16 protein-coding genes are annotated in these 24,203 nt (G+C 51.2%); 5 read left to right on the plus strand and 11 right to left on the minus strand.

What is annotated here, in order from left to right:
- The first annotated feature begins 41 nt into the window (after positions 1 to 41).
- A complete protein-coding gene (locus ACZ520_RS06585; RefSeq protein WP_088565643.1) occupies positions 42 to 1,607 on the plus strand; it encodes an FAD-dependent oxidoreductase in 1,566 nt (521 codons plus the stop codon).
- A gap of 41 nt (positions 1,608 to 1,648) precedes the next feature.
- Here ACZ520_RS06585 and ACZ520_RS06590 read toward each other — a convergent pair whose 3' ends face one another.
- Entirely contained in the window at positions 1,649 to 2,101 is a 453-nt protein-coding gene (locus ACZ520_RS06590; protein WP_464127802.1) for an OsmC family protein, read from the minus strand.
- A gap of 122 nt (positions 2,102 to 2,223) precedes the next feature.
- Between ACZ520_RS06590 and ACZ520_RS06595 the strand changes: the two genes are divergently transcribed.
- Entirely contained in the window at positions 2,224 to 3,177 is a 954-nt protein-coding gene (locus tag ACZ520_RS06595) for a YeiH family protein (RefSeq protein ID WP_464127803.1), read from the plus strand.
- A 40-nt stretch (positions 3,178 to 3,217) separates the two neighbouring features.
- Here the strand turns inward: ACZ520_RS06595 and ACZ520_RS06600 are convergent, their stop codons facing one another.
- From ACZ520_RS06600 to ACZ520_RS06610, 3 genes are all read right to left on the minus strand, one after another.
- The gene (locus tag ACZ520_RS06600; protein ID WP_088565640.1) at positions 3,218 to 3,388 is read right to left on the minus strand and encodes a DUF1328 domain-containing protein; all 171 of its coding nucleotides are present in this window, start codon (positions 3,386 to 3,388) and stop codon (positions 3,218 to 3,220) included.
- A complete protein-coding gene (locus ACZ520_RS06605) occupies positions 3,381 to 3,590 on the minus strand; it encodes a hypothetical protein (RefSeq protein ID WP_157678775.1) in 210 nt (69 codons plus the stop codon). The genes ACZ520_RS06600 and ACZ520_RS06605 overlap by 8 nt, the downstream gene beginning before the upstream one ends.
- Positions 3,591 to 3,736: 146 nt before the next feature.
- Positions 3,737 to 4,537 (minus strand): hypothetical protein, encoded by an 801-nt coding sequence (locus ACZ520_RS06610; protein WP_374032540.1) that lies wholly within the window; start codon positions 4,535 to 4,537, stop codon positions 3,737 to 3,739.
- Positions 4,538 to 4,827: 290 nt separating this feature from the next.
- Between ACZ520_RS06610 and ACZ520_RS06615 the strand changes: the two genes are divergently transcribed.
- The gene (locus ACZ520_RS06615) at positions 4,828 to 5,097 is read left to right on the plus strand and encodes a hypothetical protein (protein WP_374032541.1); all 270 of its coding nucleotides are present in this window, start codon (positions 4,828 to 4,830) and stop codon (positions 5,095 to 5,097) included.
- 38 nt (positions 5,098 to 5,135) lie between these two features.
- Here ACZ520_RS06615 and ACZ520_RS06620 read toward each other — a convergent pair whose 3' ends face one another.
- From ACZ520_RS06620 to ACZ520_RS06635, 4 genes are all read right to left on the minus strand, one after another.
- The gene (locus ACZ520_RS06620) at positions 5,136 to 5,444 is read right to left on the minus strand and encodes a hypothetical protein (protein WP_374032542.1); all 309 of its coding nucleotides are present in this window, start codon (positions 5,442 to 5,444) and stop codon (positions 5,136 to 5,138) included.
- A gap of 114 nt (positions 5,445 to 5,558) precedes the next feature.
- Entirely contained in the window at positions 5,559 to 6,077 is a 519-nt protein-coding gene (locus ACZ520_RS06625) for a hypothetical protein (RefSeq protein WP_464127804.1), read from the minus strand.
- 13 nt (positions 6,078 to 6,090) lie between these two features.
- Complete coding sequence (locus tag ACZ520_RS06630) at positions 6,091 to 7,341, minus strand: S41 family peptidase (protein ID WP_464127805.1); 1,251 nt, start codon at positions 7,339 to 7,341, stop codon at positions 6,091 to 6,093.
- An 85-nt stretch (positions 7,342 to 7,426) separates the two neighbouring features.
- Complete coding sequence (locus ACZ520_RS06635; protein ID WP_464127806.1) at positions 7,427 to 10,585, minus strand: S8 family serine peptidase; 3,159 nt, start codon at positions 10,583 to 10,585, stop codon at positions 7,427 to 7,429.
- Positions 10,586 to 10,851: 266 nt separating this feature from the next.
- Between ACZ520_RS06635 and ACZ520_RS06640 the strand changes: the two genes are divergently transcribed.
- Positions 10,852 to 11,538 carry a MarC family protein gene (locus ACZ520_RS06640; RefSeq protein WP_088565634.1) on the plus strand — a complete coding sequence of 229 codons (687 nt, stop codon included), beginning with the start codon at positions 10,852 to 10,854 and terminating at the stop codon, positions 11,536 to 11,538.
- Positions 11,539 to 11,648: 110 nt separating this feature from the next.
- Positions 11,649 to 12,323 (plus strand): hypothetical protein, encoded by a 675-nt coding sequence (locus ACZ520_RS06645; RefSeq protein ID WP_088566867.1) that lies wholly within the window; start codon positions 11,649 to 11,651, stop codon positions 12,321 to 12,323.
- A gap of 42 nt (positions 12,324 to 12,365) precedes the next feature.
- Here the strand turns inward: ACZ520_RS06645 and ACZ520_RS06650 are convergent, their stop codons facing one another.
- From ACZ520_RS06650 to ACZ520_RS06660, 3 genes are all read right to left on the minus strand, one after another.
- Positions 12,366 to 15,197 (minus strand): hypothetical protein, encoded by a 2,832-nt coding sequence (locus ACZ520_RS06650; RefSeq protein ID WP_464127807.1) that lies wholly within the window; start codon positions 15,195 to 15,197, stop codon positions 12,366 to 12,368.
- 25 nt (positions 15,198 to 15,222) lie between these two features.
- A complete protein-coding gene (locus ACZ520_RS06655) occupies positions 15,223 to 16,305 on the minus strand; it encodes a hypothetical protein (protein ID WP_416481058.1) in 1,083 nt (360 codons plus the stop codon).
- 117 nt (positions 16,306 to 16,422) lie between these two features.
- Positions 16,423 to 24,153, minus strand: coding sequence for a Calx-beta domain-containing protein (locus tag ACZ520_RS06660; protein WP_464127808.1), 7,731 nt, complete (start codon positions 24,151 to 24,153; stop codon positions 16,423 to 16,425).
- Between the last annotated feature and the right edge of the window lie 50 nt (positions 24,154 to 24,203).

The following is a 24,203-nucleotide window of genomic DNA, read 5'->3' on the forward strand; positions in this document are numbered from 1 at the left end:
CGGAAAGTTACTATGATAGGCGCATTCAAAGGAGCTGCTTTATGGGAAGAAGTGCTGAATTGAGCGGGCCGAATCTGAGTAAAGGTGTCGATCTGGCGGAGCTGCGTGAAAATCAAAGTCTACTGGGTTACGTCGGTGAGGAACCTGTGATTCTGGTCCGCCATGATGACGAATACTTTGCGATCGGCGCAACTTGCTCGCACTATGGGGGGCCTCTTTCCGAAGGGCTTGTGGTGGGGGAAACTGTGCATTGCCCGTGGCATCATGCCTGTTTCGATCTGCGCACCGGCGAGGCTTTAAAGGCGCCCGCGCTGAATCCCGTTTCTGCTTATAATGTGGAAGTGCGCGAGGGGAAAGCCTATGTCACCGGAAAAAAGGAAAGCTCGGTGCGGCCGCGGGAATGGAGTGAATCACAAAGATACGTCATCGTCGGTTCCGGAGCCGGGGGAACTGCGGCGGCAATCATGCTGCGCAAACAGGGATTCATAGGCTCCATCACCATTATCAGCGAAGACAAGTCTTTGCCTTACGACCGTCCGAATCTGTCGAAAGACTATCTGGCCGGGAACCTACCTGAGGACTGGGTTCCGTTGGAAACAGAGGAATTCTATCAGACCCACAAGATCCATTTTGAACTTTCCACCAAGGCCGAAAAAATTGATGCTCACAGACGCTCGGTGTTTTTATCCAATGGAAAGACGCTGCGCTATGATCGCTTGTTGCTGGCTACCGGGGGCGAGCCGATTCATCCTCCGATTCCGGGTGTCCAGCAGGATCACGTATTCTATCTGCGCACGTTGCAGGACTGTCGGCGCATTATCGGTCGCACCTCCTGGGCGCAGAAGGTTGTGATTGTCGGGGCCGGGTTTATTGGTCTTGAGGTGGCAGCGGCACTTCGACAGCGCAATCTGGAAGTCCACGTGGTGGCCCCAGAGGAAATGCCGCTGTTGAAGGTGGTCGGAGTTCACGTCGGCAGTGTGCTGCACAAACTGCATGAAGAACACGGCGTGATCTTCCATTTGGGGCACACCATCAAAGAGATCCGTCAGCGCAGTGTTCTGCTGGATGACGGGCAAAGTGTGGACTGTGATTTTGTGATTGTGGGAACGGGGATTCGCCCCAACACCCAGTTGGCCGAGCAGGCGGGATGCTGGGTGGAAAATGGCGTGCTGGTGAATGAATATCTTGAAACCAGTGTCCCCGGAATTTTTGCCGCCGGAGATATCGCCAGATGGCCGGACCCGCACAGTCAGCGCTCTATCCGGGTCGAACACTGGGAGGTTGCCGAACGCCAAGGGCAGACCGCGGCTTTGAATATGATGGGGGATCGGGTGAAATTCCAGGATGTGCCATTCTTCTGGACACAGCACTATGATCTGAGTCTGGGGTATGTCGGGCATTCCGACCGTTTTGATCGCATGGATGTCATGGGGGATCTGAGCAGCAGAGATTTCGCCGTGGCCTATTATGAAGATCAGAAGGTGGCGGCGGTGCTGACTCTGGGCCGGGATCGTGAAAGTCTTTTGGTGGAAGAAGCCATCGGTCAGTATGACGAAAAAAAGATCCACGAGATATTTCAGCAGCATGAGCGTGAACACCACCCTTAAAACAGAAACCCCGGGGTTTTCCCCCGGGGGCGTGTCGCGGACTAGTGTGCGGTGGCGGATGGGGAGCGAAGCTCGTGGAAATCGATTTCCAGCGAGATCTCGGCTTTGAGCACCTTGGACACCGGGCAGTTGCTCTTGGCATCCTGGGCGATGCTTTCAAAAAGTTTGCGATCAATACCCGGAACCAGCGCACGCAGTTTTAGTTTTGATGACGTGATGGAAAATCCTTCGCCTGACTTTTCAAGGGTCACTGTTGCGGAAACATCCAAAGATTCGGCATTGAATCCTTTTTTGGCCAAGGCACCAGACAGGGCCATGGAAAAGCATCCGGCGTGGGCTGCGCCGATCAGCTCCTCGGGATTAGTTCCGGTGCCGCTTTCAAACCGGTCGGAAAATGAATAGGGAAGATTTTTAAGAGCGCCGCTTTCCGTAGACAGTTCGCCGCGACCTTGTTGAAGATTTCCCTGCCAGTGAGCTGATCCTTTGCGTTGCATTGCAACCTCCTTTGTTCGAGGAAAGCATAAGATGTTCCATCGCCCTTCGCCTAGTGCTTCGACAAAATGCATTTTTTCGATTGTGGGGTGACAGAAAGTGTTCACGCGCGCATAGTGGTCCTATGAACAAAACAAGAATTGCAAAAATCGTTTTTCCGATAGCAGCACTTTTGTGCTTCTTTCCCTTTGTTTCATCCGCGGCAGCCCTGGTTCTGGGCGTTGTGCTGGCGGTGTTTTTGGGAAATCCTTATGTTGATAAAACCCGCAGCTATACTCACCACTTGCTAAGTCTGTCCGTGATCGGACTGGGTGCCGGGATGGATTTGATGGTGGTCGGGCGAGTGGGTTTTCAAGGCATCGGCTACACGGTGGTGGGCATCTCGTTCACGATGATTCTGGGGATGCTGATCGGTCGGCTGTTGAAGATTGAACGGGATACGTCGACTTTGATCACCGTGGGGACGGCGATTTGTGGAGGCAGTGCGATTGCCGCCGTGGCTCCGACCATTCGTGCGAAGTCTCATGAGGTGTCTGTCGCCCTGGGCACAGTGTTCATGCTGAATGCCTGTGCACTTGTGATCTTCCCCGGGATTGGACATCTGCTGAATCTGACTCAGACCCAGTTCGGTCTTTGGAGTGCCCTGGCAATTCACGACACCAGTTCGGTGGTGGGTGCGACTTTGCAATACGGTCCTGAGTCTTTGCAGGTGGGAACCACGGTGAAGCTGGCGCGCGCATTGTGGATCGTGCCGGTGACGTTCCTGATTGGTATGTTTTACTTCCGCGGTCAAAAGGTCGAAGGGGGCGCTGGCAAGGCAAAAAAGCCATGGTTTATTCTGGGCTTTTTAATTGCGGCAGCGTTGGTCACCTGGCTTCCGGAGCTTCGCCCGGCGGGCCACATAGTTGAAACCGTGGCCAAGCGCGCCCTGGTCGTAACGCTGTTCCTGATTGGTGCGAACCTGACCAAAGAGACACTGAAAAGCGTCGGGATCAAACCGTTCCTGCAAGGTGTGGGTTTGTGGATCGTGGTGGCTTCATGCACTCTGGGCGCCATTTTGATTGGCTGGATCCATTAAATAAAAAGGCGCTGGTGACAGCGCCTTTTTTGTTTCTCTGTCAGGGCTTTCGACCACTGACCAGATTGATGATAAAGCTGATGATTGCCAAAGCCAGGAAGACGAACAGCAAGATTCGTCCGATCTCCACCGACAACCCCGCTACGCCGCTGGCACCGAAGATGTAGGCAACAATCGCTATGATAAAGAAAGCTATCGCGGCTCTAAGCATAAGAGCTCCTTTCATTTGGGGCAGGAGGCGAATGCGGGTGCAGATAGTAGTCTTCAAAGTTGTCCCGCGAGCTGTTCATCTGTGATGGATACGGGACCGTTTCGCGCTGATGGCGCTTGGATGCTCGTTGCATCTCGTCCAGTTCCCAGATGGGGCACAGTTCCTGGATGTGTTTTTCAGACTGATCCATTGGCTCCTGCATGATTCCTCCCACGTATGTGGTGGTCTATAGAATCGGCGCAGAAGATTTGAAAGGCTAAGATTTTAAAGGAAATGTTTTAGAAAACAAAAAGACGGTGCGGAACGGGCGCCCCCCGAGGGAAATCAGAGCGACGCCCGACCGTCTTGTTACTTACAGAAGGATAATTTTTTGACCATACCCGAGATCTCGGTGATTTTCTGATATTTGCCACCGCTCTTTAGCACGGCCCAATAGGCACCGGAACCAACAGTGATCAGACCTTTGTTTTTGATCTGTTTGGCCATAATACCGACGCCGCAGTAAAGATTCTTGTACGGATCCAGAATTGTTTTCTTGGGATCTTTTGCTGCCAGATTTTTGTCTTTGCTCCAGTCAAATTCACACCAGCGTGCCCACTGCACATCCTGATAAGAAAGCTGTAACAGACCTTCCGAATAAACCGGGTTGCCAGTCACCGGATCCGTCCCCATGGTTGTTTCATGCATGCGTGAAGTCGGGCTGTAAGCGCTTTCATACTTCGCCATGGCGGAAAAGAGCGCCGCCCACACGTTGGCGCGCTGATCATTATCCAGGGAACTGTAGCGCGGGCAGAACTTGCTCATATCATCTGCACCACCCAGCAGGGTGTTCCAGTCTTCCAGAATGATCTTGTGCAGATATTCTGACCATTTTTTCCGTTCAGGATTGGTGGATGTTTCCCAGGACAGGGCCTCCATCTTATAGCTGTTGTCCGGGACGGAAGGAACCGAGGGTTCTGTTGGATCAGTGGGCTCTGTTGGGGTTTGTTCACCGGTATCGGGTGTGCCGGCGCTGCCATTGCCATCTTCGATGGTGCTGGCCAGATCTTTCAGGGATGTCGAGGAAGGGGAGCAACCTGCCGCCAGTAAAAATGCAATAGCAATAGCGGCGAAAGAAACAGCTTTCGTTAGATGCTTAAGGTTCGTCAAAAGACCTCCAAAGTGTCGGGGGCTCCTGCTTGAAGAACGTGCGAACGGTGCCTGGGTAAACTGTTAAGTGTTCAAAATCATGTCACCGGTGTAAGACAAAGCTGTACTTTCAAAATACAAGAAGGCCTTTGAAGTATGTTAACTTTCACACTGAAACATAAAATTTCAGGACGATAGGTTTGAAAATGCCGACGGAAGTCTGGTAAAAAATGAAGTTGATGATTCTTTAAATCAGAGAATTTTCAACGAAAGTGATGGGCAAGGCAGGGGATGTTTGCTCCAATACTCAGATGAGTTTGGAAAAGTACTTTAAGGACATCATTGCGCGAGTGGAAGCCTCGGAAGATATCACCAACGCCGGCACCGACGCCGAGGGTTTTTATAAACCCACCCGCACAATCCTGCTGCGCCATTTGAATTTGTTGAAGGATCTGCACGCAAAGCCCCTGGCTAAGAAGATGTGTCAGCAGTCGTGGGATTATGTGACTGAGCATGTGCCGCCGGAATGGCTGATTGCAGGGGATGCGGAAAGAGACCAGTTGAAGAAAATGCTGGAATAAAAAAAGCCAGGAGGACCCTGGCTTTTTTGTTTTGGAAATTAGTCGTTGCACTGAGCGAAGCTGAAGTCCGTGTCTTGCAAGCGGTCCATCCACCAGTCAACACAGCCACCAGAATCATATTCACTGCAAGTGATCGCGGAAGTAGAAAGCGCGCCATCAATGCAGGTGCGAGTGCGGGATGTGCTGTTGCATGTGTAGTTCGGGCCGATTTCTTTTGTTGGCTGGGAGCTATAATACATGCGAACAGTTTTGCCGTTCGGGATGATCAAACCATCAGCAGAAACGCAGTTGTCGGCCTGAGCAGCAGCAGAAAGGCCCAAAGTAAGAGCAAAGATAAGTGCTTTCATTCTATCTCCTTGTGTTTTTAGAACCGGGACTATAACCAAAATGTTCCGCTAATGTTGTCAGGAGATTGTCAGGGAATGGTTGAGATCTTTGAAATTACCGGTAAGGCCGCGTTTTTAGCGCAAATAAACCTCAGACAAAGCGGAATCCAGATTCTTAAACAGCAGGTTCAAGGCTTCTTCGTAGGCCTTGGTGATATCCGTGCCCATTTTGAAGCCGAAGGGGTGTTTGGTTTCAAAACAACTGGAGGCTTCGGCTTTGGCCTTGGCTTTGTTTGGAATCGTCAGAACACCAGAAACTTTCACACAGCCTTCTTTGAACTGGCCGGTTTGATAATCTTCAATTGTCAGTAACAGCGAGTTCGCCCCCGGAGCTTTCACCGCCACCCCCTGGCGTTCCAGCGCTTCGGCCACCGCACGGCGGACTTCCGAGCGCAATTCATCGCTTTGGGCTTTGACTTCCTCTTTACGGGCATCCACCACGCTGATGGTCACTTCCTTCTTGGGAAGATCACGAAGCGGGGCCTGAATGTTTTGAGAGTTGATAGTGGGAACATCACGAATACTTTGCCCCTTCATCGCGCAAGAGGAAAGGCCTAAGAATGCAATTGAAAGAATCAGATGTTGTTTTTTCATGGATCATCCTTGTCTACAAGGACAAGGCTTTTTTGATCGGATCTTCGTTTTCCCTGATTTTTATATCAGGTTGATATCCAATACGCTCGACAACGCGATTGTCCTCATAAGTTATGTGAGCAGTTGAAATGGTGACATCAATCTGACTTTTTGGCAAACGAAGTATGCCGATGTGGCCAAATTGAGCGGCCCCGACAGTTTTTTCTCCAATAACTTTGGCATAAGGATGAAACTCGAGGGACTCAAGAAATCTCTCACAGGCGGATGCACAGTGCTTGTCTACGATTATGGAAATTGGTCTTGGGAATCCCTTTTCCTGTAAGTTCGGTTCTTCATCCCTGTAGGTATTGAAGTCTTCGATGGTATGAGATGCAAAATCTTCGGCTCCATAGATGGTTTTACCCAAGCCACCTGATTGATATTCGTTGTAGTTCAGTAGTTTGAACCAAAGGCTTTGGTTGTACCTCTTCAAAAATTCAAATTTTGCAGGGTCTTTTATGGCGTTGAGATTTGCCCAAAGCTGATAAGTGACGTTATTCCTAAGGGCGACAGAAGATTTGGTAGGCATTGGGTAGTATTGAATGGAATTACCTTCCCTGTATGCTTCACCCCAAAGACGCGCAGCCATACTCAAAGGAATGGACTCATATCCGCCTCTATTACCTCTAAGATCAACTATCACTTTGTCGGCATTAGTTACTTGGTCGTTGAAGGAGTTGATAAAGTTCTCTGAGCCTTCTTGGAACATGAAGGATGGAACAGTGACAATGAGGATTTTCTGTTTATTTTGCCTTTTTAGTTCAATGGTTGGGAGTTGGGGTTCTCCGTCGGCATTGTCTTCACAGTGGGCTGAAGCTAGGGTTCGAAGTGCTGATTGCTCCGTTGGAAGAATGGAGGCACTCAAGTGTCCGTCGGGTATGGAATTTAATAATGCCGAAATCACCACGTAAAATTCTTTTTGCGATACTCCTTTTGGAAAGGCTGGGGCTATTGCGCGGAGGCCTTCAATCATTTGGCTGTATTTTTCGGGATATACGAGTCGGCCCGAGTAGCCTCTTTCAAAGGTATAAATCAAGGTTTCAACATCCCGTTGGATGTCGTCTTGGGATAAATGTTCTTTTGGAGGATCTGAAATTTTTGTGATGTCCAGATCTGAGACGTCAATAGGACGGTTGTCGTCCGTTGACACAAGATAGAATGCTGTGAAAACAGAAAGGACGATAAAAGTGCCTATGTAAATGAATCTACGACTTTTCAATGCCATGGATTCAATATCGGACTAAGAATCTGCCTTCTTTAAACAAGATATTTTTATAGAGAAAGAGGGCCTTGGGGGCCCTCTTTTAAAACTAGTTATCAGTCGAGAACTGAGCTGGAATCAACTGGGACTGGTTGTCCTCAAGCAGGACATCCCGAACCGAGCGATTCTGAGGAGCGTATAGGATCAAATCACCTGCGCCATAACCTTTGATCAGGTTCACGGTGGTGCTGGATTGGGAATCCAGTTCGATGATTTCCGGGATTTGTGTATAGGCCTGAGCATTCGTATTCACAGAGACCTTTTCCCACTGAGAGCTGTGCTCACCCAGATAGTCGTCGTATTCGATCGCGCCGTTGTCACCGTGGGTTGTAGAGACCTTCAGGCTGATCTCGCCAGTTTCTGCAAAGGACAACAACGAAATATCAGCCTCGATGATAGCCAAAGTGGAGTTGTCAAAGACGCCCATTCCGCGCATATCCAAAACAGCACCGCTGTAGTCTTCTTTGGCCTTGCTTGGATCTGCGGCAAAGTCTTTTTCATACTGGCGGCGCATATCACGGGCGGCATTGCCATCCAAAAGCAAGCTGACAAAGTCGTCTCCGGTCATGCCCGGCAGGTCCGAAGCCGGCAATCCTGCCAGTTCCTGGTCCGCCAAACCGTCACCGTTGGAATCAATCTGCACATTCACTTCACAACGCTGCCAAGTGGTCATGCCTTCATAAAGCTTCAAAGCGACCTGCAGCACACGGCCTTTGTCGGATTCAATCACACGGTAACCCGCAGACTGCAGGTCACAGTTACGGTTGTGAACCAGATCCTGCTTCGGAGATTTCTTACGGCCGTCCGCACCCAGAAGGTTGAACAGGTAAGCTTCACCCGGATTCACGCTGTCATTTTTCAGAACCACTTCCGCCAGACTGCCAGCGCTGTCTGTTTTGGAAGAGGAATGAACCACCAAGGACGTGGCAGAAATTTTGGAAATCTTGCGAGTCACGGCCAAAGCCGGCAGTTGCGCCAAAGTTTTGTCCTGGGACTTCAGGGAAAGGTAGCCATCCAGCTCGTCAGTTTGATTGGCCATCAAAGAACCGTTGATTTTAGCCTTCACCAGAATCGTTTTGGATTCACCCGCCGCCAGAGTCACTGTCGGAGCCGTGATTTGCAGCGCCTCAGAACCCGTCCATTGAGCGGACAAAGTCACAGCCTCGTCGCTGATATTTTTGACGGTGATTTCTTTAGCCAGGGTCTTTTGTTTTTCAACGTCTGTAATGCCGAAGGAAATTGCCGCAGGCACAGTCACAATTTTGGCGTTCAGGGATTCGGCCACCTGAACACGGCCAGCCCCTTGACGGCTGACGGAGTAAACTTTTTTATCAGCGGCATTGATCACTTTACCATGCGCCAGCAAAACGGATTTCAGTTCGGCCGGGGACAGAGTGTTGTACTTTTGTTTGAGCAATGCCATCACGCCTGCGATGTGCGGGCTGGCCATGCTGGTGCCGGTCATGTTGGCGCCTTTGTCGCCCGCGCGGCTGGCCGCAGAGATGATGTTGGTGCCCGGAGCAGAGATTTCAGGCTTGATGATGCCGTCTTCAGAGCGCGGACCGCGGGACGAAGACGGGGAGATGGTGTCTGCCATCCAGGGTTTTTCAATCTGGGCAGTTGTTTTCAAGTCAACCACCACCGGGCTTTGTGCCATGGCGGATTTAACTTTTTTTGCTGAAGCCAGGTCAATCATGATTGCCGGGATGTCGAATTTGCCTTCGCCACCCATAACAATCGCAGCGCCCTCGGCGTTGTTGGCAACAACCACGCCGATCGCACCACTTTCCTGAGCCACTTGGATTTTAACAGAGAAGTTCACTTCACCGCGGTCGATCAAAGCAATTTTACCCTGCAAACGGGCTTTGGTTGCTTCATCCAGTGGTTTTGCAGCGGTGCCGATGTATACCAGCTCCTCTTTCAGGGACGGGATTTCTGCCAAAGGTTTTGAAATGGCCCCTTCGGTGGCTTCAACAATCAATGCTTCGCCACCCACAGTGAACTCTGCAGCCGGGAACAGAACGTTCTGGTTCATGTTGTCGATGCTGTTGGCTACGGAGATAGCATCATCAGACACGGACGGAGCCCCCACGATGTAGGGAAGGTCACCGTTGTTACCAGCCGCCGCTACGACAACAGTCCCGCCGCGCACCAGATTTTTAATGGCGTGGTTGTACATGATATGAGGATTGCCGTAACCGCTGCCCAAAGACAGGTTCACAACATCAAGTTGCTTCTGGAAAGTCAGATCGCCCGTCGGATCCGCTGCGTATTCCAAAGCGGCGATGACCACTTCATCACTGGTGGAACCTTTTGCGCCAAAAACTTTGATCGCATAAAGATCGGCATCCGGAGCAACGCCACTGTAGGTGTTGATCCCATCGCCAATGCCCGCCACCGTACCAGCCACGTGGGTGCCGTGAGTCGCTTCATCCAAAGGATTGGCATCAGGAACTGGAATGCGTTTCAGAGGATTCGTGTGGCCGGAGTTGTACTCAGATCCCACGATATCAATACCGCCCACAACTTTTTTATTCGGGAAAGACGGGTGGGCTTCATTGGGATTCACGGCCTTGTAAGCTTCTTCCGTGCCTTCGCCACCCAGCATTTTATGAGTGTAGTCGACGCCGGTGTCGATCACACCCACGCGCATGCCCTGACCACGGATATTCTGGGCATAGGCGGCTTCTGAACCGATGAAGTTCACGGATGTGTTTTTACCCACCAAACCTTTCAGGTTGATGTCATCTTCTTCCATGGGACGGGCGAAAGAGCCGGCTTTTTCAGAAAGAGTGATGTTGGGAACGGACTTGATTTTTTCATAGACATTCGCAGGTGCCCAAACAGCAAAGCCATTCAGCACCAGCTTGTAGCGGATAAGCACCTTGATGTCGGCAGAGATTTTTTTAAGTTCTTCAATGGTGGCTTCCTGCTCCGCCTGAATTGCAGCGAGAAGCTTCTTGTCGATGACCAGTTTACCGTCTTTTCTTTGGGCGGTTTCAAGCAAAGCCGGATTGGAAAGTTTGACGATAAAGATGTACGGATCTTCAACGGTAGGGCGGTTGCTGTAAAGGCCTTCCAGGAAGTCTGAATTGAAGATCGGCCCTTTTGGAGCTTGAGCCGTCGGGCTGCAGGCGGTGAACAGCAAAGCTGAAATCAGCAGGGATGAAAAAAATCTTGGTGGTGTGTTCGTTTTAAACGTTCTCATTTGCGCCCTTTGCTCTCATGTCGCATTTCAGTGCCATAGCGACACCGAAAAACGGGTTTTTGGAAATCCAGTGGGAAATATTCCAAGATCCGTGCCGGAAAAAATGCCACCAGTTTCGGCACTTTTTCTAGTGCTTTGGAGGGCTTAGCGCAAGCTTATTGTGGGGGATTTAAAGACTATTTGTGGGCCCGCAGCCGTATCAATTGTCATTGTCTGAAAGGGCGAACTTAAAGTAGTTTAGAGGGAACCCAACCAGGATTTTAGCGATGGAAACAATCTCGATTCATTCATTCTTTCATTTGGTCTTTTTGTCATTTCTGGCCCTGTTTCCGCCGGTCAATCCGATTGGAAGTTCTTTGGTGGTGGGGCCCTTCTTTATGGGGCACTCCGCAGAGATTCGTCGTAAGGCGGCCTTGTCCATTGCGGTGTTCTGCCTGGCCCTGTGTTTTGTAGTCTCTATTTTTGGGGTTTATTTTTTCCGTTTGTTTGGGATCTCGACTGCGGTGGTGCAACTGGCCGGGGGCTTTATCATTGCGCGTATGGCTTTGCAGATTCTTTCAAAGTCTGAAGAAGAAGACCCTGAGAAGAATATTGCGTCCTCTCAAAAACCACAAACGTCCCTGATGTCACATCTGTTCTATCCTCTGGCGTTTCCAACGACGATGGGAGGGGGGACGATATCGGTTTTATTGGCGTTAAGTGCCAACAGCTATCATCCCGACACGCAGGTGCACCTGTTTAAGGTCGTGGCCGTGCTGACGGCCAGTGTGCTGATGTGTGCGACGGTATTTGTTTGCTACTATTCTGCTCCGACCATTCTGGCCAAGCTCAGCCCTCAGGCGGCGCAGGTCTGCAATAAACTGGTGGGTTTTCTCACATTCTGCGTGGGACTTCAGATCGTGGTAAACGGGGTGATCAGCCTGATCGAGATTTACCCTTCGTTGAAGCCGTAAAAGTCCTGAAAACAATCTTCAGTTTGCGGTCGAGAAATTGTTGGGATCCAGCGGCCCAGACTTGAGTAAACTGCTTCGTCCTACTTACTATGGAACTTCACGAGGTGATTATGATGAAGTTCCCTGTCGTCGTTGGTTTGTTTTCTTTAATCGTATCGGCAACAGCCTCTGCGGCGGTTGAGATTCCGGTTCAGGCCCGCTTCTTTGCGGGAATGACGGGTGTGAAGCTTGATGAACTGAATGACAGTTTGGAAGCTCAATCCATGAAAAAAATTGAAGGCGTCACACAGTTGGGCCTGGAAATTACCTATCCTGTGATGAAATATCTGGATGTGGGCGCTCGTTATGCCAAGAAGCTCGCTGACAGTGAAGAAAATCCGGCCGACCCTAATACCGACTATTCTGCCAAAATTGATCAGGATGCGTTCCTGCTGATTGCACGTGTCCCCATTGTTCGTGAGGACTTCTATCGCGTCGATGCCTTTGCTGGTGTTGGCGGCACCAATACGAAAGTCACGATGAAGACTCTGGCGCAAAACGGTGACTACACCAAGAGTGTCGGAGAGAGCTGGTACGCATCCCCTTACGCTGCGGCGGGAGTCTCTTTGGCTTTGGGTTACAAGCGATTCTATTTTGTATTTGAAGGCGCTATTGAGCACAACAAGGTGGATGACCTGAAGCGCTCCGGTTCGGTCAGCACCAGTGTGAACTCTCTGGATCTGTCGGGTTCTTACTTTACGGTGGGGATCATGTTTGACGGGATTCCCGGAACTGTCGGTCGCTAAGATCGAAAAACAAAAGGCCTGCATTGCGCAGGCCTTTTTTATTTAGAACACAGCTAAGTTTGTGCCCAGGAAGATTTCACCTTCACCCTCGGCCGGTTCCACTTTCTGAATATAGCGGAAGCCAAAGTCGATTGGCAGGAAGCGGAAGATCACAGATTGTGCGATCAACTCTGCACCATAACTGTTCAGGTTGGCGTTGTTGTTGCCAAGGATGACTTTGGTGTGATCCATGTACAGATTTCCATAAAGACGTTTGAAATAGATCCACGCCCCCAGGTTGTAGTCCGGATAAGACAGCGGGAACATGTACTCGAAGCTGCCCTTTACAAAACGATCTGCCGGCAGGTAATCAAAGCCACGGGAATAGATGTAACCCACCGGATTGAATGCCGGAGTGGGGAAGATGTAATTGCCGGTGCCTTCGCGGTTCTCCTGTCCATTCCCAGTCAGACGAATGCCATTGTTGGCAAGGAAGCCTGGCAGGTACAGACGAACCTGTCCGTAAGTTCGGTAAGAACCCGGAGCTTCTTCGTTGGACACTCCATCCACGTCTTCATAGAACGCCTGAACGTCGACCCCCAGCGGAGGCAGAATCGCACGGTGCTGCGCGGATTTGGTGTAAGAGAACAAAAGGCCCACTTTTTGATCCGCGTAAGTGGAAGCCTGAGATCCCGGCACAGACACCTTGTCCAGTCGGAAGCTTTCCGTTTTTAAAAGCTTCGCAGAGTAATCAACCTGCAGGTATCCGTTGTACAGGTGGTGTTTAAAGGCATACGGCAAGGCCACGCCCAAACCGTAAGAGCCTTCGCGCCAGGTCAGTTCCTGCGTGTTCAGATTCACATCGGCAGCACGGTTGCGGATGTCGCCCAGAATGCTGAAGACCGGCCAGTACCGTTTAAAGTCGATCTTGACGGAAGTAAATGGGGTGTTTTCCTCGCCATCAGAACCGACCGTGATGGCGGAACCGAAATCGCGAAGATAGTTGTCCGTGATCACCGTCAAAGCCAAGCCGCGACCGCCAAAGAAGCTCCAGGTGTGCGGAGTGAAACCCCGCGCATCAAACATCCCATAGTCTGATTCGGTGTATTTGGCAGAATCCGCCGTGTAGAAGGTTTCCTGGCCGGCCAGTGGTACCGGCTGGAACTTGTTGTAATTGTCACTGGGGTTGTCGCCCAGATAGTTGAAGTCAACCAGTTGGGAAGCAGGCAGGGCCGCGCATGAGCTCAACTCCGCTTTCTTGGTACGGGCTCCGTAGGGGGTTTCTTCGGTGTAAACCAGGCTTGTTCCATCAAAGGTTGGAGCGTAAGCAGAAATTTTGCTCTGGGTGCATTGCCTGAATTCACCCAGGGTGTTTCCGTGGAAGATTTCGTTGGCGCCTTTGTACTGTGCCTCGAACAGAATTTCTTGGTTTGAGTTTGTCTGCAGCCAGAAGATATTGTTGCGGGAAAACGGCAAAAGTACCTTATATTGATCCGAACCGAAGCGCGCCTGAATCAAGGCCTTGTGTCCGGTGTTGTTGGAAGCCACGGCGATAATTTCATCCCCGTTCAGCGAAGCGGCCTCCATCAGATCAAGGTCTTTAAGGGACAGAGTGCGCAGGTTCCTTCCATCAAAACCAATTTCTTGAATGTCCCAGGTCATCTTGTCATTGAACTCCGCTGCCAGAATGGATTTACCGCTGGCGCTGAATTTCGGATTATAAAGGCGGCGTCCTGAAGTGATGTAGGACTTCGATCCACCGGTCAGATCCACCAGAACAAGATTTGCCGAGCCCTCAAATCCATAGCGCGGGTGAGGCACATAATCCGTGTACACAGCATGGGTGCCGGAATAGTCAATGCGGCTTAAGTCTTCTGAATACGGCACTTCGGCGATTTTTTCTTCACCCTGTGCTGTGGATTTGTAGATGGCCGGAACCGTATTGAGGTCAAACTTCACATAGTACAGACTGTTATTGGAAACCTTGGGATTGAATCTTACCGTGTAGTCGGTTTTGGGAGCGTCGGTGAAGGCGTCTTTCTTCCATGCCTCGCGCAGTTCGTTGAAAGTCTCATAGTAGAAGCTCTGGAACTCAACGCCGGTCAGTTCCCTGAACGCGGATTCCAGACGGAACGGGTGGGGACCGCGGGTGATTTTGTCGGTCAGTTTTTCCCAGAAATCATCACCATATTTTTGATACGCGCGGGAAATCAGCACGTAACCGTAAACATACTGATTCACCAAAGCGTCACGATAGGTCCCATTCACAAATTGATCGTAAGTCGGGGTTTCGCCCCCCAGCAAAATACCTTTAAGACGCGTCAGGAAACGCGGGGACCGGCCCCGGCCACCATCCGTGTATTTTGTTTCAGCATAGACGGCATCACCTTCCGCCATCCATGGTTTTTTAGAGATCACGTCGGCCAGATTCAGCCCCAGATCCCCGAAGAGGTAATCGAAATAGCGAACCGTGTTTTTATTGAAGTCATCCATCTGCTGTACGTGACGGTATTCGTGGATCGAAAGAATCTGCAGCCATTCCAGAGATCCCACCATGGGGCTGTAGGCACCGGCATTGAACCACTCTGTGCGGCGGGGAGCGCGAGCTACAAAACCATTGGGAAGAGCCACCTCATTGCGGATAATAAGGGTGATTTTCTTCGGTTTGCTGATTCCATAGCTCAGGCCCACAACGGCGGCGTTGTGTTTGATGAGATTCGCCACATACACCGCTTTGGGACGGAAGGCTTCAGGATAGATGATTTTAACGTATTCGTTTTCAATCGCCTTCCACTGACGGGGCGGGCTTTGTGAATTGTCGACAACCTCGTACTGAGCGTTTGCAAATGATGGTCCTCCAAGGATCACCATTAAGGATATAAGCAGCTTCTTCATGCAGGACCTCTTTTTAATATTCATTTTAAAGTTCGCCAGTCAGTTCTTCCGGAGCAGCAATGACACGGCTCCATTTAACACTTTTGATATTCCATTTGGGATCATGCCTTTGCAGTTCTGCCAGCACGCCTTTGATATGGGCGGATCCGTAGGTCACATAGATTTTGGAAGACTTATCGTTGTGAATATAGTCAGCCAGATTCCTGTTTCTGAAATCCAGAATCACGCGATTCAGGGGTTGATCTTTGTTGCTGGCATTATGCAGAGCTCGGGTCATAAAACCGCGGCAGACAATTCCCGAGACAAGTCTTTGGTTCTTGTTTCCAGTCTGCTGCCATTTTACGAATTCTTCAATGGTGCCTAAATCCTCAGGGGCCTGGCTTTTTTTAAGGCTTTGTTCCATGGCCTTCGAAAAATCGGCGTCACTTTTTATCAGACGATTGTATTCATTTTGCATAGTTTCTGTGCTGATATCAGCTACCAGATGTCTTTCCGGGTGTTTAATCTGATCGGACATAACAAGCGGAAAGTAATCCAATTGAAACTTCAGTCCGCACAGGGTTGCAAGGCTGCGGTAATTGCCGGACAGGTCTTTTCCACCGGCCAAAATATCTTTGAACCATTTGTCCGACGCGGGGGTTCCGGGACGAATGCCTTCATAGTAGAGTTTGTATCCCGAGCTGAGGGCACTTTCGAGGTCATAGACTACCGACTTATAGAAGCTTTCACTTCCAATATGCATCATTCCCTGAAAGACGACGGTTTTTTGACCATTGGTCATAGTGACCTGCGGAACGGTGACTGGGGTGGCGGTCGCGACATAGTTTAAATAGTAAACAGGCAGTCCCACCGCACTGGTCAAAACGAAGACGAGCAAAGTGGTGGTCCAGAGGTATTCACCAAGATTCCATATCGTCTTGCGAATCAGGCAAAACAGTCCATACAATAACGCCGCCATCACGAACGCGGAGCCAATGACCGCCGCCAGCAGCCAAGGGGTCCAGGCTTTCACTGAAGGCACGCTGAGCAAAAATAGACAAAAAAGAATAAACCAAAGCACCGTCGAAAAGCGCAGTTTTAGCTGATTTTTTAGAGAGATATGAGGCATCGAAAACCCTTCTGTTCCCGCAAAGTTTTATGGGAACAGAAAGGGTTAATCAAGAAGTGATTTGGTTAAGACGGCTCGGAAGGGGCGAGGTCCTCGCCCAAGGCTCGTAGATTTCAATTAATTGGGGAAGGGTCCCATGGAAACTGGCGCAAGGCGGAATGGTTTTCTGTTGGTTCCAAGCTCGCTGTTCGTGTCGATACCCGAACAGTACCAGTTTGTGCCAATTTTACCGCAAATACCATAAGCGCCACGAACTTCCAGATCAGTCACAGTGCCGATGGCGTTAAGAGTCGTCAAAGCCGTCGGAGAAAAATGGTATTCATTGGTCTGATAGTCATTCAAGCCGTGTTGGTCATAGCGATTAAAGCCCCAGCAATAGGCGGCGCCGTTGTTGATCGCGCAGTGGTTGGTGTAACCGCTGATCAGTCGGGTCACGTTGGTGAAGCTTCCAATATCAACAGGTGTCTTTTGGTTGGTGTTGGTTCCATTTCCTGTTATTTGCCCCCAACACTTGATGGACGTTGTTCCGATGCGGGCACAAGTTCCATAACTGGAAGCCTGCAATTCATCGACATTCGTCAGACCCGGCACCTGATGCAGACTGATTCGGTCAGTGGTGTCCCCCTGGCCCAACTGACCGTGGGCATTGTAGCCGGTACACCAGACGGTTTTGTCTGTTTTCAACACGCAAGCATGATGGCGGCCCAAGGTGACGGACACGTTATTGGAACCAGCGGCGGTGATTTCGACGGGCGCATAATAGAAATCTACAGCAAGGTCCAAGTAAGGGATGATATCAACCTGACCCCAACAGTAAAGTTTGCCCGCCTTAATGGCGCACACAGTGCTGCCAAAACTCATTGCCAAGTCCGTAGCTCCTGAAGACAGTCCCGCCGGAATATTCGGATTTCCCGACGTGCTTCCTGAAGCGCGAATAAAGTTGCGACCCCAGCATTGAACACCGCCTGACACAACGGCACATGTGCCGGTGCTGGAACTGACAAGCTTGGTGGCTCCAGAGGTCAAATTTTTCACCTGGGTCGGAGCCTGATAAATACGATCTGTCAGCAGATTTCCGGTTTTGCTATAGTAGCTGTCACCCAGACATTTCACGGCCCCGCTGAAGATGCCGCAAGCATGCTCAGTGAAGATGGAAATGGTGCTGGCACCGCTGAATTTCGGGCTGAGAACGTGGGCATTGGACTGCAGAGGTTGCTGATCGCCGTGCTGGCCGAATCCCGAGAATCCTGTGCAATAAACCTGGCCACTGCGCACGAAACAGGTGTGAGCTCCTGTAGAGCCCGCAACGGCAGTGACACCGCCAGAGCCTCCAACAACGGGGGTCAAAGGAATCACCGAGGTTCCTGTCGGCTGATTGATGCCGGCTTCGCCAAAATAGTTTCTGCCTTTACAATGCAAATCGCCGGCTAAAGCCGCGCAGAACTGGATACCAAAGTAAATATCTGTGGCTCCGGCAAGTTCCGCCATCAAAAGCGGCGAGGTGACATCCGCAGTGGTATTGCTTAAAAGCTGGTTGTCGGAATTGTTACCCCAGCAATAGACCTGATTGGAATTGTTTTTCGCACAGGTGCCATAGTATCCCGTCCAAACATCAGTGACAGTTCCCAGGCCGTTGATCGCCGTCGGCGTGCCCACCAGAGTGGTGCTGCCAACACCCACTTCACCGTTGGAGTTTTGCCCCCAGCAGTACAATGCTCCGGATTTAATGGCACAAGCATGGAACTGGCCACTTGAGATTTTTGTCACGCCCGAATTCAAGCTCGCAATTGCGACGGGTGCTGTTGTCGGGGAGGCGGTAGCGGGATCCCCGAGAATGCCACCTTCTTTGATACCCCAGCAATAAACGGCCCCGTTTTGAATGGCGCAAGAGTTACCCCAGCCAATGCTGACTTGGGTGACACCCGAATTCATTCCGGTTACAAGTGTTGGTGTCAAACGAGTGCTTATCGAGCTGGTTCCGGTAAAACCACCCCCCGGATAAGTACCATGACTTCCCTGACCCCAACAGTAAAGCGCCCCGGTGTTTAACACAGCACAGACGTTGTTATAGAGAGAAGCTATCCCCACGGCCGGGGCGGCCAACGGAACCAGCAGTGGTGAAGAACTAGGATAGTAGTGTCCTTGTCCCAGGGGCGCGGCCCCATTGTGGCCCCAACAATAGACGTTACCGTTACTGGTCAGGGCGCAGGTGTGGTTGTCACCGGCAACAACATCCACGGCATCCTTTCCGGCCGGGCTGTCATTGTCGTTGATAAAGATATCGGCGTTGGAAATATAAGATGTACCGCCGGTGATACCGGTGATTTTGATTGGAATGCGTTTGTAAAGTTCGTCAGCCGCGTTGTTGATTGTTGTCAGACTGCCAAATGTGACCGAAGTTGCCCCCGACGCAACAGAAGCAGTGCCCGAAGTGGTTGCCATCGTATAGTCCGTGCCAACTGTGGCACAGTCAGTGCCGGTGCAGGTGTCACGCGTCCAGTTGATGGAGACAGATCCTTTGTCTGTTGGATGCGACAGTGTCGCCATCAGGCTGGTGGAAGAACCTTCAACAACGTAAACGTCCTGAATCGTGACCAGCGGTGGAGCTTCGTCATCCGTGATAGTCACGGTGTGAACGGTGTTAGCCCCCAAAGAACCACCCACCGGGCCGCTCAGGGTGATTTTGAATGTTTCGTCATACTCTTCAGTGCTGTTATCAAGAATCGGAATTGAAATATTTACGGAAGTGCTGCCGGCCGCAATTGTTGCCGTGCCGTTGGTGGCGGTATAGTCAGATCCCATTGTTGCAGAAGGTGCGGAACCATTGGAATATGTATAGCTGACACTGACGGCGATATCGACGGCGGACGGGATGCTGACGGCCACGGTATGCGTCGGATCGTTGTATTCAGAAACACTGGATGTCGTAGCGCTAAACTGAATAGCCGGAGAATTTTTAGTCCAGGTCACAGCGGTTGCAGTCGCATAGGTCTGCCAGTTTCCAGCGGTGTCTTTGCCGACCACGCACACTTTGATGCTTCCATTAGCCAGTGCGGAAATGTTGTCAGTGATATTTGTTGAGCTGGATATTTCAGAGGCCGAGTATCCGGTTGCCACAGTACAGTCCGTGGAACCAGCGACACCCAATTTGTATTTATAAGCGACAACATCACTGCCATTGACATCAATATTCAGTGCATACTTTGCACTGGACCCCGTGGGCTGGCCGGACAGGGTTGCGGTCGGTGGAGTGTTATCGAATGTAATCGATGCTGAACTAGCCATTGCACTGACGTTGCCGGCAGCATCTTTCACCCAGGCATAAAGTGTTTTGGCTTCATTCACAGTCGTTACCGTGAATGTAGCTGGAAGTGAAGCTCCGGCTGTCCACGTGCACGATGCCACGGCTGTGTTGTTTTCCATAATACAATAAGTAGCCGGGCTGCCACTGACGGCCGAATTGATATTAAATGTTGTGCTGTTCGTCGGGGTCGTGTTTGTCACCGTGAAGGTGGTGATGCTTGGGGCGGTCGTGTCGATCACGATATTTTTGTTCGTGCCCAAAGAGCCCGCGGCCCCCGTTGCCGGCAAGGTCAGAGTCGCATTGTTGGCCGCGGCATCGCGAATGGTGGCAGAAGCCACTGTCAGGGACGTGGTGGCGGCATAATTCAGGTCTGCCGCGGTGTCCGTGGCTTGAACTGTATAGTTAAAGACAAGGGTGTTCGTCCCGGTGCCCGAAGCGTAAGATGCAGAACGGGCAGGGGTCGTGTTCAGGGCAATCAACGGAGTTCCAGTGACAGTCACGTTTTCAGAGAACGTGATGCGCACATCAATGACATCACCGACAGTATATGCTCCATTGGCCTTGTTGGATGTAACATTGGTGACAGTGGGAACCGTGGTGTCAATAACGATCGCGCTGGAACAAGCTGAGGTGATCGAGTTCCCGGCAGCATCCAAAGAAATGACCTGATAAGTGTAAGTCGTGCCATTCACACCTGTGAAGTTTGATGTGGTCGCAGAACTGGTCGCAGCGTTTTCTGTTCCGGTGTACGTGTCACAAGAAGCCCCTGTATAGAAACGGACTTTTTGTGAAGCCAGATCCGTGCTTGTTGATTTGTTCCAAGAAGCCACAAGGCTGGTGGTATTCGTCGGGGACGTCTGCTGCCAGGCCAGGGACGTTGCATTCACCGGAGCCGTAATATCATAGGTCACCGTAGAATCCGTCGTGGTGGAAGCATTGTTCGTATTGCCGGCCGGATCGCTGACTTTCCCCGCTGTGATGGACGGAATCAAAGTTCCGGCTGTTGTGATGGCGGTGGCCTGCAGGGTCCATGTGATATTGTCAGAAGTCGAAAGATTCCACGTGATACCGGAAGCCGTTCCACCTTGGGTGATGTCAGCCGCGGTAAAGGTGCTGGCATTGACAGCCTCGGTGAAGACCACCGTGAATTCCACTGGCAGGGTGTTGGTTGGATCGGTCTGACCGGCTTTTTGATTGATGGTCAAAGACGGCTTGGTCGTCTCGTAAGTGATTTGATTGTCAGTGCTGGTGCTGGCGGTGTTGTTATTGCCAGCCGCATCCGTCACTTTATTGGCGGTGATGGATGGGATCAGGGTGCCGGCCCCCGTGATGGCCGTGGCCTTCAGGGACCAAGTGATATTATCAGACGTCGTCAGACTCCAGGTGATGCCAGAAGCGGTTCCGGATTGCGTAATGTCTGCGACTGCGAAGTTGGCAATGGCTTCGCTGGCCACGATGGTGAATTCCACCGGGACGGCGTTGGTCGGATCAGCCTGACCGGCTTTTTGATTGATGGTCAAAGTCGGGGCTGCCAAATCCTGTGTCCACGTCGCCGTGGTCGCCGAGGTCAGGGCTTGTTCGACACTGGCCGAGTTTTTACCGATCACGCAGACTTTGATATCAGTGTTACCCAAGCCGCTGATGGAATCCGTGATGTGGGTGGCAATGGCGATGTCACCGGAATAGTCGGTTGCAACCGCGCAGTTTGTGGAAGCTGCAGGACCTATCTTGTAGCGATAGGTCTGAACGTCAGCACCGGCGACATCGATATTCAGTGTGGTCTGATTGGTTTTGCCCGTAGGTTGACCCGTAATGGTGGCAATCACTGCGGAAGTGTTCACCGTGAACACAAAGTCGTTATTAGTGGCTGCGGTGGAGTTCCCCACGGCATCCTGGGCAGAGATTCGCGCCGTGTATTGGGTGCCATTGGAAAGGGCGCAACCAGTGAAGGTGTGAGACGTTGTTGTCACTGTTTGCTGGGCACAAACGGGAGCTGAAGCATCGCTGTTACGGATTTCTACCAAATACTGAGTGCTGCCTGGTGCCGCAGCCCAATGGATCGTTCCCGTGGAACCATTGGTCAGCCATTCATCCTGAGTGGAGTCGGTGCCGCCAGTCACACCCGCGATCACGAAGGCTTCGGGTGCTTGGGTATCGATGATGATATTCTTGTTGGCGGAAAGTGAACCTGCAGCGCCTGGCGCTGGTAAAGTCAGAATCATGTCATTGCCAAAGCTGTCTTTGATTGTGGCGCCTGCCAGTGTCAACGCATTGAAGGACTCATAATCAAGATCCGCAGAGTTATCGCCTGCCTGGACAGTGTATTGGAACACCAGAGTGTTCGTACCGGAGCCACTGACGTAGGCCGCAACACGATCGGTAGATCCAGTTTCAATTAAAAGTTCTGGCGTGCCGCCAGCTACCGTCACGTTTTCGGTAAATTGGACAGAGACAGGCACGACCTGGGAAGCTTTGTAAGAACCATTGGCCAAAGACGATGTCACAGACACAACAGTGCCCGGAAGATCCAGGGTGTATTGAACCGTGCCGGCAGCAGGCAGGGCGTTACCCGCCACATCAGTCAGGGTTGTTTTTGCAGTCAGGGTGCAAACTTCGGCATTGGCAGGCAATGTCGTTACCGTCAAATTCACAACGGCCGCTGTCGCACTGGAAGCTGACACACCAGCGATTGAAACGTTCGCGCCGCCGGAGCAGGTGATACCCCAGTTGCTTTTAGTTTCAACTGCGGATTGCAGCATGGCTTCACTGAAAGTGACCGTTACTGAAGCCGGAAGACTTGAGCGAACACTGGTCGCAGGATTGAAAGAAGCCAGAGTAGGCGCTGTGCGGTCCATGGTGAGCGCCGTCGAACAGCCAGAAACCGAGACGTTTCCGGAAGTGTCGATCACCGTCAGATTATAAGTGTACGTTTCGCCATCAGCCCCGGCAAAGCTTCGCGTGACCGCCGAAGTGGAAAGTGAAATGGCCGTGCCTTCCAAGAGCAGGCAGGAGGCATCTTTATAGAACTGGATTTTTTGCTCAGCGATGTCGGATGAATCTGACAAAGTCCAACTGGCGGCAGCCGGAGTGACCTTGGTTGGTGATGTTTGAATCCAGCTTAAAGACGTCGGTAAAGACGGGGCGCTGGTGTCATAAGTCACTTGGTTGTCAGAGCTTGTAGAAGCGGTATTCAGATTCCCAGCAAGGTCCGAGAATTTGTCTGCATTGATTACCGGCTGAATCACGCCGTTGTTATCCACACCAGAAACTGTCAGCTCATAGTGAGTGCTGTCAATCTTCGTCAGAGTGTGCGTATTAACCAAAGCGGATCCGGTGAAGCTCACATCGCCATCGGTCAATGAGCTTTCAGCCAGGGCTTCGCTGAACACCAGAGTAAAACGAACGGGCAGGGTGTTTGTTGGATCAGCCTGTCCTGTTTTTTGGCTGATCACTACGGACGGGCGAAGGGTGTCGTAATTCCAGGTGTAAACTGTCGCCGCAGTGAAAGGCTGCCAGAAGTTGTTTGAATCCTTCCCGACCACGCAGATTTTCAGGTTTTGATTGGCCAAAGCAGCAAGGTCGTCAGTGATTTTTGCGCCCACGGCCGTTTCTGTCGAATAGCCAGAAGACACTGTGCAATCTGTTGAGCCTTGCGGGCCCACCTTGTAGCGATAATGTGTGACGTTCGTGCCAGAGACGGTGATGTCCAGATCTTCGACATTGCTTGGATTCGCCGGGCGACCACCCAGCACGGCAGCCACTTCCACGCCCAAGCCTGAAATTCCCAAGGAACCGTTATCCGCGATATCAGGATTGGTGTAATTCCAAGTCAACGTTTGCGAGTGCGTGTTGACCTCGGTTGGGCTGTAAGTGATCACGACCGAACAGGAAGAGTGACCATTCAAAGTGGTGGAACAGGTTCCGCCGTTTCCTGGGAATGATCCGCCTTTAAAGGCAAAGGGTGTCGACAAAGTGCTCAAAGTCAGGCCTTGGGCCGGAGCATCGCCGGTATTCTGGAAGCTCACGGATTTTTCAATGACCGTGTCTTTCATCTGCGGACCAAAATCCAAAGTCGCCGCAGCCGTCACTTTGGCGCGGGTGGTTTTGTCTTTCACGACAAAAGAAATAACGTTGCTGTCCAGGCCCTCGAATTTTTCGCCGGTAAAACGAAGTTCGAATGTTTCATCGTTTTCAATAACCGCATCGCGAGTGGCTTTGATGATGAAGCTGACAGAAGTGATGCCCGGCTGAACCAGCAGAGTGCCGTTGGAAGCTTCAAAATCGCCATCTTCATCGTTTAAGGTCCAGCCCAGGTCTTCGGGCTTCACGGTCACGCCCGGTACGCTTGGGGTTTCGACTCCCAAGGTGATTTGATGACCGATGCCTTCTTCCAGCACGACGGTTTTTCCGGACTCAACGGTGATTTTACGAAGCACCTGGTTTTCGCTGAGCAGAGGGGACAACGAGGCGTCCATACAGCTTGTCAGCAAGAGGGCGAGCAAAACGGTTGAGATGTATTTCAGGGACGTACTGGCATTAAACATCTTAAGTTTCTTTTCGGCAGATTTGGTTGAATTGTTAAGTGATTTTTGCC

The sequence above is a fragment of the Bdellovibrio sp. BIS2 genome, assembly GCF_055398295.1.